This window comes from Leclercia sp. AS011, from assembly GCF_037152535.1.
GTDB lineage: Bacteria > Pseudomonadota > Gammaproteobacteria > Enterobacterales > Enterobacteriaceae > Enterobacter.
Map to the genome: position 1 here is coordinate 1 of NZ_JBBCMA010000008.1, position 12,755 is coordinate 12,755.

Consider the following 12,755-nt stretch of genomic DNA (forward strand, 5'->3'; position numbering starts at 1 on the left):
AGAATCCATGTCACTTTGAGTGCCCACACAGATTGTCTGATAAATTGTTAAAGAGCAGTGCAACGCGGCTTTCGCTCACCGTTGCGAGGTCCCGTATAATACGTTTTCCTCATTCAGAGTCAAGCAATTATTTTCGCTTTTCTCTGTCGGCGTTCATCTCTGAAGCCTGCTGTCACGGCGGTTTGTAATCCGTTGTTCCGTGTCAGTGGAGGCGCATTATAGGGAGTTCTTCGGCAGTGACAAGAGCTAATTTAAAAAAATCTTTCAACCGCCTTTTTTTTGCTCAAAAACGTGCTACAGCGCTAGTTTTTCGAGCGTTTCAAAGCCGTAACGCTGCAAAACGGGCAAAAGTTGCTCAGTCTCAGCGGTCAATGCCATGCAATACGCGATATTCGCGTCGACAGATTTTGCATCTGGCGCTTCATGTTCAAGCAGCCATGCGGTGCGTCGGGCAATGGCCGCCCCCGAATCCACCAGACGGGTCCCTTCCGGCAGTACGGCAAGCAGCTCTTCCTGCAATAAAGGGAAATGCGTGCAGCCCAGCACAACCGTGTCTGGCGGCTCCGCCATACGCAGCCAGGGACGCAGAATACGACGCAGCTCTTCCAGCGATACCGGTTGACCATGCAGTTTCGCTTCGGCCATCTCCACCAGTTCGGCAGAACCTAACATCGCAATCTGACATTCATTAGCAAAGCGCTCGATCAGTTCGCGGGTATAAGGACGCTTAACCGTACCGCGCGTTGCCAGCAGTCCCACTACGCCATTCGCCGTCAGGCGTGCCGCAGGTTTGATCGCCGGCACCACGCCCACAACCGGGAACGGGAACTTTTCGCGTAAGGCGGGAAGGGAAACCGTACTCGCCGTATTACAGGCAATCACCGCCAGTGCGAGGGGGTAATGCTGTTGTACGGCGGTAACGATCTCAACGACGCGTTCAACAATAAACTCTTCGCTCTTTTCCCCATACGGAAAAGCCACGTTGTCGAATGCATAGATGTAATGAAGATCCGGCAGGAGATGCCGAATCTCATCATAGACTGATAGCCCACCGACACCGGAGTCAAACACCAGGACGGTGGGACGTGCGTCAGAAGGTGTAGCTGCCAGACAAGGTGTATTCCCGTCCTGCAGTTTCGTAGCCATAAACTGTCTCGTAGTCTTTATCGAACAGGTTGGCGATTTTACCACGAACTGTAAGGTGAGAGGTGACAGGATATGAAACGGCGAGATCCCACAGGCTTACCCCACCCATTTTCACTCGCTCTGAGGTGAACGTATTCGGATCGTACGCCACATCATAACGGGTGCCCAGGTAGCGGTAGGCCAGATTCCAGTCGAGATCCCACACCTGCGTATCCAGCTGGTACTTCACCTGCTGCTTCGAACGGCGGACCAGAACTTCGTTGGTTTTGGCATTGCGCGGATCAACGTAGTCGTAAGAAATCTGGTGGCTTACCGGGCCAGTATCGAACTGCGCTGTGGCTTCGATACCTTTAATCCGCGCTTTATCCACGTTGTAGTAGCGGAACGTGCGTGGGTCGCTGCTGATCAGGTTGTCGATATCGTTGCGATAACCGGATACGCGCCAGGTCACCGGACCGGTCAGCCCCTCGAAGCCACCTTCCCACTGCTTGCTCTCTTCCGGCTTCAGATCCGGGTTGCCATAGGTCGCGCTGTGGATCTGGCTCATGGTCGGCGCTTTATAGGCCGTGCCGTAGGAACCGATGATCCGGTAACCGTCGATAAACTCCCATCCGGCGCTGGTCTGCCAGGTGCTATGGTTACCAAAGTTAGAGTTATCGTCATTACGCGCCGCAGCTTCCAGGGTGACGCTATCGAACTGCTGCATGGCAGAGAGGAATACGCCGGTGTTGCGCTGGTCGTAGCCTTTATCCAGGTACCCCGTTCCCGCCTGGGTTTTTTGCTTCTGCCAGTCCAGACCGGCCCCGATGTTGCCATGACCCACCGTAACGGTGTTCATCCACTGGGCAGTGTACTGCTTGACGTCGTCCGTAGTGGCCGAGGAAGCATAACGGCCTTTGCTCGGATCGTAGTTCTGGTCTTTACTGCGACCGTAGCCCGCCACCAGCTGTGTCTGGTAGATCCCCTGGATATAGCGCAGGCCGGTATCCCAGTTCTGGCTATAGAGCTGACGGGTATCCGGCAGGCCATCGACCATAAAATTGTCGTCATAATGCTCGTAGCCGTCATACGCGGTGCGGTTGTCATAGCCGAGGCCACGCACGAAACCGCTCAGGTTGTCGGTGAGCTGCTGCTCAACCGAGCCAAACAGCGACTTACTCATAAAGCCGTCGCGATCGGGCTGGCGTGGCGCATCCTGGGCATCGATATCAAAACCACGCGTATAGGTATAGTTACCCCCCAGGGTGATTTTGGTTTTATCCAGCACCTGCTGGAAGGCGCCATCGTAGGATTGATAGCCTTTCGAGCCGACGCTGGCGGTGATTTCCGCCCCTGGCTTGTCGCGACCTGTAATGATGTTAATCACGCCGCCAATCGCATCCGAACCATACAGGGCCGAGCGCGGTCCACGAATGTATTCGACACGCTGGATGAGTGAAACGGGAATTTGGCTGAGATCCGGTGAGTTACTGATCCCGGCGTTATTCAGTGGAATGCCGTCGATCAGCACCAGCACATGGCGGGATTCCGTCCCACGAATAAAGGTAGAAGAGTTGGCGCCCATGCCGCCACTTTGGGCGATATCCACACCCGGTAAGCGTGACATGACCTCAACGACGCTTTTTGCCTGCCAGCGTTCGATATCTTCCCGGGTAACAACAGAGCTGGGAGCCAGAACGGTATTAGCAGGTTGTGCAACACGGTTTGCCGTCACCACCAACGAGTCTGCGCCATCCTGCGCCCAGCCCGAAAATGCCGTGACGGAAAGCGCCGTCAACAGCGATACTTTTTTAATCATTGTAAAAGCATCCACAATATAAGAAGGATGCCGCAGGCCTCACCCATAGCACGCGATGATGAAACCAAATGCGACGTGATCCCGGCAGGTCTTCGGGCTAGGTGGCGTGTTGTGGATGAAGACTTCCCGCTCAGCAGCAGTGTCTACAGCTCTCATCCCGCCAGTCTTTACCGCTGCGCGTCAGCTCCAGATTTGCACTGGATTCCCTTTTCACTCAAAAGAGACCGGAAACATAATGCTACATTTAGATACGTATAGATGTCCAGACAGCCGTTAACCATTAAGGCTGGACATCCCCTGCACAATCCCTACAATCCCCGCGTAATTCATCATCAATCAGGAAGCATCATGACCCCCGAACACCTCCCGACAGAACAGTACGACGCGCAACTGGCAGAGAAAGTCGTTCGTCTGCAAAGTATGATGACGCCTTTTGCTGCGCCTGCGCCTGAGGTGTTCCGCTCCCCGGTCAGTCACTACCGTATGCGTGCCGAATTCCGCATCTGGCACGACGGCGACGACCTGTATCACATCATTTTCGATCAGCAGACCAAAAGCCGGATCCGCGTGGACAGTTTCCCGGCGGCCAGCGAGCTGATTAACCAGTTAATGACCCTGATGATGGATGGCGTGCGCGACAACCCGCTGCTGCGCCATAAGCTGTTCCAGATTGACTACCTGACCACCCAAAGCAATCAGGCCATCGTCTCCCTGCTGTACCATAAAGCGTTGAATGACGAGTGGCGCCAGGCCGCAGAAGCCCTGCGTGATGCGCTGCGCGCGCAAAACATCAACGTGCATCTGATTGGCCGCGCGACAAAAACCAAAATCGCGCTGGATCAGGATTTCATCGACGAGCGCCTGCCGGTGGCGGGCAAAGAGATGATCTATCGCCAGGTAGAGAACAGCTTTACCCAGCCGAATGCGGCCATGAACGTGCAGATGCTGGAGTGGGCGCTGCATGCCACCGAAGGTTCAAGCGGCGATCTGCTGGAATTGTACTGCGGTAACGGCAACTTCTCGCTGGCGCTGGCGCGTAACTTTGAGCGCGTACTGGCTACCGAAATTGCCAAGCCGTCGGTCGCCGCGGCGCAATACAACATTGCGGCGAACCACATTGATAATGTGCAGATCATTCGCATGTCGGCGGAAGAGTTTACGCAGGCGATGAACGGCGTGCGGGAGTTTAACCGTCTGCAGGGGATTGATCTGAAGAGCTACCAGTGTGAGACGATTTTCGTCGATCCACCGCGCAGCGGGCTGGACAGCGAAACCGAGAAGATGGTGCAGGCGTACCCGCGTATTCTGTATATCTCCTGTAACCCGGAAACCTTATGCAAGAATCTGGAAACATTAAGCCAGACGCACAAGGTTGAACGTCTGGCCTTATTCGATCAGTTCCCGTATACGCACCATATGGAGTGTGGCGTATTACTGACGGCCCGGTAAATCGTATTGCCGGGTGGCGCTGCGCTGACCCGGCCTACAAAACATAACCGTTATTCTGGCAGCTGTTGCTTACGGTTACGCATTTTAAAGCCGATCCAGAAGACCAGCGCTACCGACAGCACCGCAGGCAGGAAGTTAGAGCCAATGTCCGGGTACTCTGCACGCACCACGGTGCTATACAGCAGGACACCCAGCACAAAGAACGCCGCCGACAATGCCGGTAACCCCACCGGCATGGTGCGATTCTGATAACGCTGATGCAGACAGTACACCGTCAGCACCAGGGAGATCATCGGGAAAACCGAAAACGGCACAATCGAGCTAAAAATCGCTGCAAAGGTCCCGTTAATGGATAAGCCAGCGATCAATGCCAGCAATAATGTTCCTTTATCCTGTCCTGTCTGTTTCATTACTCACCTTTCACTCATCGGATTGATGCGCCAGTTTTTCTTGTTCACGGCGATACCAGTAATAAGCCCCTTTAGAGATCATCCGCAGTTGCAATACCAGTCGCTCTTCGAGTTGCTTGCGTTGTTCAACGCTCACATCCAGTGCTTCGGCGCCCGCACTGAAGACTATTGTCACCATCGCCTCGGCCTGCGCTTCAGTGAAGGCGCGCGGCATATGGTTTTCGAGTTCAAGATAGTCGGCAAGTTCCGCAATAAAATGCTGAATCTCACGCGCCACGGCGGCACGAAACGCGGCCGAGGTACCGGAGCGTTCCCGCAACAGTAAACGAAACGCGTTAGGGTTGTTGCCGATAAACTCCATAAAGGTGGAAACGGAGGTGCGGATCACGCTGCCCCCTTTGGCGATACGCTGACGCGCCTGGCGCATCAGCTGGCGGAGCATCAGCCCGCTCTCGTCCACCATGGTCAGACCCAGTTCATCTACGTCACGGAAGTGACGATAGAATGAGGTAGGCGCAATCCCGGCTTCGCGTGCGACTTCGCGCAGACTCAGACTGGCAAAACTTCGCTCGGCACTCAGCTGACTGAATGCGGCTTCTACCAGCGAACGCCGGGTTTTCTCTTTTTGTTGTGCTCTTACGCCCATCACGATAGTTGAATCCTTCCAAAGGCCCGCTGGCACTATACCAGAGAATAAAATTAATCGGTTTACCTGGCTTACAGAATGAAGCTTTCCCTGTTGTTTGTGCTCCACCACGCGAAAAGAGCACAACGATAATTGGGTTATCCCGTCAATGATGTTACTATTCTGTTGCTTTTATGTATAAGAACAGGTAAGCCTTACCATGTCACATTCCTACGATTACGACGCAATAGTTATTGGTTCCGGCCCCGGCGGCGAAGGCGCTGCTATGGGACTGGTGAAACAGGGAGCCAGAGTCGCGGTTATTGAGCGCTACCATAACGTTGGCGGCGGCTGTACCCACTGGGGCACTATCCCTTCCAAAGCCCTCCGCCACGCCGTCAGCCGCATTATTGAATTCAACCAGAACCCTCTTTACAGCGATCACTCCCGCCTTCTCCGCTCTTCTTTTGCCGATATCCTGAATCATGCGGATACCGTAATTAATCAGCAGACGCGGATGCGCCAGGGTTTTTATGAGCGTAACCACTGTGAAATTCTGCAGGGCAGCGCACATTTCGTTGATGAGCATACGCTGGCGCTGGAGTGTCACGACGGATCCGTCGAGACCATTACCGCTGAAAAATTTGTCATTGCCTGCGGCTCGCGCCCGTACCGTCCGGCCGATGTGGATTTCTCCCACCCGCGCGTTTACGACAGCGACTCCATTCTGAGCCTGCACCACGAGCCGCGCCACGTGCTGATCTACGGCGCCGGGGTGATCGGCTGTGAATATGCCTCCATCTTCCGCGGCATGAACGTCAAAGTTGACCTGATCAACACCCGCGACCGACTGCTGGCGTTCCTCGATCAGGAGATGTCCGACTCGCTCTCCTATCATTTCTGGAACAGCGGCGTGGTGATTCGTCACAACGAAGAGTACGAGAAGATCGAACCCTGCGATGACGGCGTGATCATGCACCTCAAGTCCGGCAAAAAGCTGAAAGCTGACTGTCTGCTGTATGCCAACGGCCGTACCGGTAATACCGATTCGCTGGCGCTGGAAAACATCGGCCTGACCACCGACAGCCGTGGGCAGCTCAAGGTCAACAGCATGTACCAGACCGCCCTGCCGCATATCTATGCCGTGGGTGATGTGATTGGTTATCCAAGCCTGGCGTCAGCGGCGTATGACCAGGGGCGCATTGCGGCTCAGGCGCTGGTGAAAGGTGAAGCGACGGCGCATCTGATTGAAGATATCCCGACCGGCATTTACACCATTCCGGAAATTAGCTCCGTTGGCAAAACCGAACAGCAGCTGACAGCCATGAAGGTGCCTTACGAGGTGGGTCGTGCCCAGTTTAAACATCTGGCGCGGGCGCAAATCGTCGGAATGAGCGTGGGAACGCTGAAGATCCTCTTCCATCGCGAGACGAAAGAGATCCTCGGCATTCACTGCTTCGGTGAACGCGCGGCGGAAATCATTCACATCGGCCAGGCGATCATGGAGCAAAAAGGTGGCGGCAACACCATCGAATACTTTGTGAATACCACCTTTAACTACCCGACCATGGCAGAAGCCTATCGGGTAGCGGCGCTGAACGGCTTAAACCGCCTGTTTTAACGCACTGTCGAAACGGCCATCCATCGAACTGCGGATGGCCTCTGCCAGCTGCTCATAGCGGCTGCGCAGCGGTGACCCTGGACGATAGACCAGACCAATGGTACGGCGCGGCTCCGGCTTGATACATGGCAGATAGACCACCCCGTCACGACGACGCTCCGGCGGAACTGAAAGCGCAGGCAGCAGCGTAATACCACTTCCTGCCGCCACCATATTGCGCAGCGTTTCGAGGCTTGTGGCGCGGAAGTGGGTATCTTCATCGGCACCCGCTTCAAAGCAGAAGCCCATCGCCTGATCGCGCAGGCAGTGACCATCTTCCAGCATCAGCAGTTTTTCACCGGCCAGATCGGCCATCGGCACGCGATCGCGGTTCGCCCACGGGTGATCCTCATAGATCGCCAGCATCATCGGCTCGTCAAACAGCGGCACTTCGATAAAGGCTTCACTCTCTTTGACCAGCGCCAGAATGGCACAGTCGAGCTTGCCGCTATCTAACTGCGCCAGCAGCTGATGGGTCTGCGCTTCATGCAGGTACATTTCGAGTTTCGGGAAGGTCTGATGCAGCATCGGGATGATCTGCGGCAGCAGATACGGGCCAACGGTTGGGATCAGGCCGATATGCAGCGGACCGGACATGGTCTCCCCCTGCTGGCTTGCCATTTCCTTGAGTACTTTGACCTCGCGCAGCACGGTGCGCGCCTGATCCACCAGCAGGAGACCTGCCTGAGTGAACAGCACTTTACGACTGGTGCGCTCCAGCAACATCACGCCCAGCTCGTCTTCCAGCTTGCGGATCTGACCGCTCAGCGTTGGCTGACTGACGTGGCAGGAATCTGCCGCGCGGCGAAAATGGCGATGTTCAGCTAATGCGACCAGGTATTCAAGATCACGAATATTCATTATTCATCCTCCGTCGCCACGATAGTTCATGGCGATAGATAGCATAGCAACGAACGATTATCCCTATCAAGCGTTCTGTTGAATAATGCATCACAGAGACGAGGCGGCACCGATTACCCTTGAAGTCCTGCCCCGTCTTACGAGTTTCTCTCAAAACTCGCACAACTAAAGCCAACGTGAACTTTTGCGGACCTTATGGTCCGCTTTTTTTTGCGTAAAAAAGCCCAGCGCGGGGCTGGGCTTAAGTATGTAGGCCGGGTAAGCGAAGCGCCACCCGGCGTTTAAACCATCATACCAGGCGGTTTTTCGCATCCGCAATCGCCTGCGCCACCTGCTTCGGTGACACGCCGCCTTTCGCCGCACGCTTATCGAGGCAGGATTGCAGGGCCAGGATCGGATAGACATCATCGCTAATCACGCTGCTGAATTTCTGCAGGTCGGTCAGCGGCAGGTCTTCCAGCGGTTTGCCCTGACGAATGGCTTCCACCACCGCTTCGCCGACAATATGGTGCGCTTCACGGAACGGTACGCCTTTGGCAACCAGATAGTCCGCCAGTTCGGTAGAGTTCGCATAGCCCTGCTGGGCTGCTTCCTGACAGCGCGGGCGTTTCACCTGAATACCGTCCAGTACCAGCGCCGCCATATGCAGACAGTCCAGCCAGGTGTCGAGCGCGTCGAACAGCCCTTCTTTGTCTTCCTGCATATCTTTGTTGTAGGCCAGCGGCAGCCCTTTGAGGGTCATCATCATGCCGGTCAGCGCGCCCTGCACGCGGCCACACTTACCGCGGATCAGCTCCAGCGCGTCCGGGTTTTTCTTCTGCGGCATCAGGGAGGAGCCGGAGGTCACGCGATCGGACAGCTCGACGAAGCCCGCTTCGCCAGAGTTGAAGAAGATCAGGTCTTCGGCAAAGCGTGACAGGTGCACCATGCCGATAGAAGCATTGGAGAGCAGCTCCAGCACGTGGTCGCGGTCAGAGACGCTGTCCAGGCTGTTACGGGTCGCAGAGGCGAAGCCCAGCCAGCCGGCCAGCTGTTCACGGTCGATTTCATACGCGGTACCGGCCAGCGCACCGCTGCCCAGCGGGCTGACGTCCAGACGCTTCAGGGTATCCTGCAGACGGCTCTCATCACGTGCCAGCATTTCAACGTAGGCCAGCGACCAGTGCGCAAAGGTGACAGGCTGGGCGCGCTGCAGGTGGGTATAACCTGGCATCACCGCATCCTGATTGTTCTGCGCGGTTTCCACCAGCGCGCTCTGCAGCTGACGGTTCGCCGCCAGCAGTTCCACCACGGTATCTTTGCACCACAGTTTCAGATCGGTGGCGACCTGGTCGTTACGGCTCCGGCCGGTGTGCAGCTTTTTACCCAGCTGACCGACTTTGTCGATCAGTTTGCCTTCCACCCAGCTGTGAATATCTTCGGCGTCACTTGCGAGAATTTGCTGCGGATCCAGACGCACCTCTTCCAGCAGGTTGTTCAGCGCCTCTTCCAGCTGCAGCTGTTCTTCTGCGGTCAGCACGCCTACCGTTACCAGCGCTTTGGACCAGGCCACAGAGCCGACGATATCCTGTTCGGCCAGGCGGTAGTCGAAGCGCAAAGAGTCGTTGAACTGCTTGAACCGCTGATCCGCTGCCTGTGTAAAACGCCCACCCCAAAGTGCCATAACATCGTTCCTTTATTCGTTAGTTCCGCCGGGTAGCGCTGCGCTTACCCGGCCTACGGTCATTCAATACAAACTTACGCTAAAATACGCGTGCCAATCGGCGTGCCGTTAAACAGCGCCGGGAGCTGCTCCGCGTGACGCCATGAGGCGATATCCACCGGACGACCCAGCGTGCGGGCGGCGTCCAGCGCCGCATTCACTTTGACGATCATGCCGTCGGTAATAATGCCCTGCTCGATCAGCTGCTCGGCCTTCGCCGCGGTCATTTCCGCGATGCGCTGGCCTTTGCCGTCCAGAATGCCGCTCACGTCGGAGAGCAGGATCAGGTCTGCGCCCAGCGTGGCCGCAAGGGCGGTCGCCGCCTGGTCAGCGTTGACGTTCATCAGTGCGCCCTCTTCGGTCACGCCGATGGAGCTCACTACCGGCAGGAAACCGCCTTCCAGCAGCGTGTTAATCAGTTTTGGCGAACCCGGCTGCGCTAGCCCAACATGGCCAAGTTCTTCGTCGAGCTGGGTCACTTTTACGCTATCGCCATCGCCCAGATAGAGGCCAACGGAGGCGATATGGTGTTTCTTCGCCCAGGCCAGCAGGGTTTTGTTGGCGGTGCCCGCCAGCGCGCCGGTAATGATGTCGATCTGATCGGCAGGCGTCACGCGCAGGCCGTTCTTCTTTTTCACCGGCAGGTTCAGGCCTTTCATTAATTCATCGACCACACAGCCGCCGCCGTGAACAATCACCAGCGGACGTTGGTGTGATTCGCGATAGTTAACCAGCGCGGTAAACAGACGCTCCAGCGCCTCTTCGCTGTCCAGCAGCACACCACCGAGTTTGATAATTAATGGGTTCATCATCACACCTTAAATAAGAGACTGCGTTTCAGCATAGCCAAAACGAATATTTGCGCACTGAACTGCCTGGGCGGCAGCCCCTTTCAATAAGTTATCTTCTGCGGCAACTACAATCAGGTGCTCGCCCTGCACGGCAAAGCCGATATCGCAGAACGGCAGACCGACCACGTTTTTCAGCGCCGGAACCCCTTTGTCGTACAGACGCACCAGCGGTTTATCCGCATAGGCCTGAGTAAAGGCTTCGCTCACCTGGTCTTTGGTCACGCCCGGTTTCAGGCGGCAGGTAATGGTCTCGAGGATCCCGCGCGGGAAGCTGCCCAGATGCGGGGTGAAAATAACGTCCGCGCCCAGGTGGGTGGTAATTTCCGGGTGATGGCGGTGATTGAACACGCCATACGGCTGCAGGCTCACTTCGCAGAAGCTGTTGCCGATCGCCGCTTTACGCCCTGCGCCACTCACGCCGCTGGTGGCGTTGATCACCGGCCACTGGTTCAGATCCAGCAGGCCCGCATCGATCAGCGGCTTCAGGGAGAGCTGCGCCGCCGTCGGGTAGCAGCCCGGGACAGCAATCAGGTTCGCTTCTTTCAGTTTATCTGCGCTCCACTCCGCCAGGCCGTACACCGCTTTTTCAAGCAGATCCGGATGCTGATGGGTGAAACCATAGTATTTTTCATAGAACGCGGCGTCGTTCACGCGGAACGCACCGGAGAGATCGAACACCACGCAGCCGGCGGCCAGGAACTGTGGCGCCAGGTCGTGGCTGACTTCGTGTGCGGTGGCCAAAAACACCACGTCGACGCCGTCGGTAAACTCGCTGATATCCGACATAGGCTGCAATGGCAGATCGACAATCCCTTTAAGTTGCGGATGTAAATCGGAAATTAACTTTCCTGCATCATTGCTTTGCGCTGAGACAGTCAAAGCGGTTATGGTCATATGAGGATGGCGATTCACGTAGCTTACAAGCTCTGCGCCCGCATAACCGCTAGCGCCTACAATCAGCGTATTCAACATCGGGTTCCTTTATGCTCAACGTTAATGTATTTTTATTCACATTTATTGCATGAATATTGATACTATCACGACCTAAGGTGTGTCAACAATGAAAATGAATTTACCGCCATTTATCGAGATCTACCGCGCCCTGATTGCCACGCCGTCCATCAGCGCAACGGAAGAAGCGCTGGATCAGAGTAATGAGACTTTAATCAATCTGCTGGCGGGGTGGTTCAGCGATCTCGGGTTTAAGGTGGAGGTTCAGCCGGTCCCCGGAACCCGTAATAAATTTAACCTGCTCGCCAGTACCGGACAGGGTGCAGGCGGGCTGCTGCTGGCGGGACATACCGATACCGTGCCGTTTGACGATGGCCGCTGGACCCGCGATCCCTTCACCCTGACCGAGCATGACAACAAGCTTTACGGTCTGGGTACCGCCGACATGAAAGGCTTCTTCGCCTTTATCCTCGATGCGCTGCGTGATGTGGACGTGAAAATGCTGAAAAAGCCGCTGTACATTCTGGCGACCGCCGACGAAGAGACCAGCATGGCGGGCGCGCGCTACTTCTCGGAAAACACGTCGATTCGTCCGGATTGTGCGATTATCGGCGAGCCAACCTCCCTGCAGCCGATTCGTGCGCACAAGGGCCATATCTCTACCGCAGTGCGCGTGCTGGGCCAGTCCGGCCACTCCAGCGATCCGGCGCGCGGCGTGAACGCCATTGAGCTGATGCATGACGCCATCGGCCGCATCATGACCCTGCGCGATGACCTGAAAGAGCGTTACCACTACCACGCGTTCACCGTGCCGTATCCGACCCTGAACCTTGGCAGCCTGCACGGCGGCGATGCTTCAAACCGTATTTGCGCCTGCTGCGAACTGCACATGGATATCCGCCCGCTGCCGGGCATGACGCTGAGCGATCTCGACGGCCTGCTGAATGAAGCCCTGGCCCCGGTGAGCGAGCGCTGGCCGGGCCGTCTGACGGTCTCCGAACTGCACCCGCCTATCCCGGGTTATGAGTGCCCGCCGGATCATCAGCTGGTCGAAGTGGTGGAAAAGCTGCTCGGTGAGAAAACCGACGTGGTGAACTACTGCACTGAGGCGCCGTTTATTCAGACGCTGTGTCCGACGCTGGTCCTCGGGCCGGGCTCCATCAACCAGGCCCACCAGCCGGACGAGTACCTGGAAACGCGCTTTATCAAACCGACCCGTGAGTTAATTACTCAGGTTGTGCATCACTTCTGCTGGCATTAATGACTGCTCCCCTCTCTCACGAGAGGGGAAAAATCTCATGA

At 56.2% G+C, this 12,755-nt stretch carries 11 protein-coding genes and 1 riboswitch; of the genes, 3 read left to right on the forward strand and 8 right to left on the reverse strand.

What is annotated here, in order from left to right; all coding sequences use genetic code 11:
- Positions 1-294 precede the first annotated feature (294 nt).
- Both murI and btuB read right to left on the reverse strand, forming a co-directional pair.
- Positions 295-1,146 carry a glutamate racemase gene (gene murI, locus WFO70_RS20730; RefSeq protein ID WP_337018948.1) on the reverse strand — a complete coding sequence of 284 codons (852 nt, stop codon included), beginning with the start codon at positions 1,144-1,146 and terminating at the stop codon, positions 295-297.
- On the reverse strand, positions 1,091-2,944 hold the full coding sequence (gene btuB, locus WFO70_RS20735; protein WP_337018950.1) for a TonB-dependent vitamin B12 receptor BtuB: 1,854 nt from the start codon (positions 2,942-2,944) through the stop codon (positions 1,091-1,093). The genes murI and btuB overlap by 56 nt, the downstream gene beginning before the upstream one ends.
- Before the next feature lie 66 nt (positions 2,945-3,010).
- Positions 3,011-3,188, reverse strand: a riboswitch (cobalamin riboswitch).
- Between the two features lie 104 nt (positions 3,189-3,292).
- Between btuB and trmA the strand changes: the two genes are divergently transcribed.
- Entirely contained in the window at positions 3,293-4,393 is a 1,101-nt protein-coding gene (gene trmA / locus WFO70_RS20740; RefSeq protein ID WP_337018952.1) for a tRNA (uridine(54)-C5)-methyltransferase TrmA, read from the forward strand.
- Between the two features lie 50 nt (positions 4,394-4,443).
- Here the strand turns inward: trmA and WFO70_RS20745 are convergent, their stop codons facing one another.
- Together WFO70_RS20745 and fabR are read right to left on the reverse strand one after the other, a co-directional pair.
- Positions 4,444-4,803, reverse strand: a complete 360-nt coding sequence (locus WFO70_RS20745) for a YijD family membrane protein (protein WP_032615232.1) — start codon at positions 4,801-4,803, stop codon at positions 4,444-4,446.
- 10 nt (positions 4,804-4,813) lie between these two features.
- Positions 4,814-5,452, reverse strand: a complete 639-nt coding sequence (gene fabR / locus WFO70_RS20750; RefSeq protein ID WP_032615233.1) for an HTH-type transcriptional repressor FabR — start codon at positions 5,450-5,452, stop codon at positions 4,814-4,816.
- A gap of 196 nt (positions 5,453-5,648) precedes the next feature.
- Here fabR and sthA point away from each other — a divergent pair, with 196 nt between their 5' ends.
- Positions 5,649-7,049 carry a Si-specific NAD(P)(+) transhydrogenase gene (gene sthA / locus WFO70_RS20755; protein WP_142487548.1) on the forward strand — a complete coding sequence of 467 codons (1,401 nt, stop codon included), beginning with the start codon at positions 5,649-5,651 and terminating at the stop codon, positions 7,047-7,049.
- Here sthA and oxyR read toward each other — a convergent pair.
- The 4 genes from oxyR to argC form a co-directional block, all read right to left on the reverse strand.
- Positions 7,032-7,949 (reverse strand): DNA-binding transcriptional regulator OxyR, encoded by a 918-nt coding sequence (oxyR, locus tag WFO70_RS20760; RefSeq protein ID WP_142487549.1) that lies wholly within the window; start codon positions 7,947-7,949, stop codon positions 7,032-7,034. The genes sthA and oxyR overlap by 18 nt on opposite strands.
- Before the next feature lie 289 nt (positions 7,950-8,238).
- Positions 8,239-9,612 (reverse strand): argininosuccinate lyase, encoded by a 1,374-nt coding sequence (gene argH, locus WFO70_RS20765; protein ID WP_337018956.1) that lies wholly within the window; start codon positions 9,610-9,612, stop codon positions 8,239-8,241.
- Positions 9,613-9,686: 74 nt separating this feature from the next.
- Positions 9,687-10,463: an acetylglutamate kinase gene (argB, locus tag WFO70_RS20770; RefSeq protein ID WP_337018957.1), complete on the reverse strand. Its 777-nt coding sequence runs from the start codon at positions 10,461-10,463 to the stop codon at positions 9,687-9,689.
- 6 nt (positions 10,464-10,469) lie between these two features.
- Positions 10,470-11,474, reverse strand: a complete 1,005-nt coding sequence (argC, locus tag WFO70_RS20775) for an N-acetyl-gamma-glutamyl-phosphate reductase (protein WP_337018959.1) — start codon at positions 11,472-11,474, stop codon at positions 10,470-10,472.
- Positions 11,475-11,562: 88 nt separating this feature from the next.
- Here argC and argE point away from each other — a divergent pair, with 88 nt between their 5' ends.
- Positions 11,563-12,714 carry an acetylornithine deacetylase gene (argE, locus tag WFO70_RS20780; protein WP_337018961.1) on the forward strand — a complete coding sequence of 384 codons (1,152 nt, stop codon included), beginning with the start codon at positions 11,563-11,565 and terminating at the stop codon, positions 12,712-12,714.
- Positions 12,715-12,755 lie beyond the last annotated feature (41 nt).

Coding starts and splice junctions, on each gene's coding strand:
- argB (WP_337018957.1), bottom strand. CDS start 10,463: ATGATGAACCCATTAATTATCAAACTCGGTGGTGTGCTGCTGGACAGC.
- argE (WP_337018961.1), top strand. CDS start 11,563: ATGAAAATGAATTTACCGCCATTTATCGAGATCTACCGCGCCCTGATT.
- oxyR (WP_142487549.1), bottom strand. CDS start 7,949: ATGAATATTCGTGATCTTGAATACCTGGTCGCATTAGCTGAACATCGC.
- sthA (WP_142487548.1), top strand. CDS start 5,649: ATGTCACATTCCTACGATTACGACGCAATAGTTATTGGTTCCGGCCCC.
- WFO70_RS20745 (WP_032615232.1), bottom strand. CDS start 4,803: ATGAAACAGACAGGACAGGATAAAGGAACATTATTGCTGGCATTGATC.
- argC (WP_337018959.1), bottom strand. CDS start 11,474: ATGTTGAATACGCTGATTGTAGGCGCTAGCGGTTATGCGGGCGCAGAG.
- btuB (WP_337018950.1), bottom strand. CDS start 2,944: ATGATTAAAAAAGTATCGCTGTTGACGGCGCTTTCCGTCACGGCATTT.
- trmA (WP_337018952.1), top strand. CDS start 3,293: ATGACCCCCGAACACCTCCCGACAGAACAGTACGACGCGCAACTGGCA.
- murI (WP_337018948.1), bottom strand. CDS start 1,146: ATGGCTACGAAACTGCAGGACGGGAATACACCTTGTCTGGCAGCTACA.
- argH (WP_337018956.1), bottom strand. CDS start 9,612: ATGGCACTTTGGGGTGGGCGTTTTACACAGGCAGCGGATCAGCGGTTC.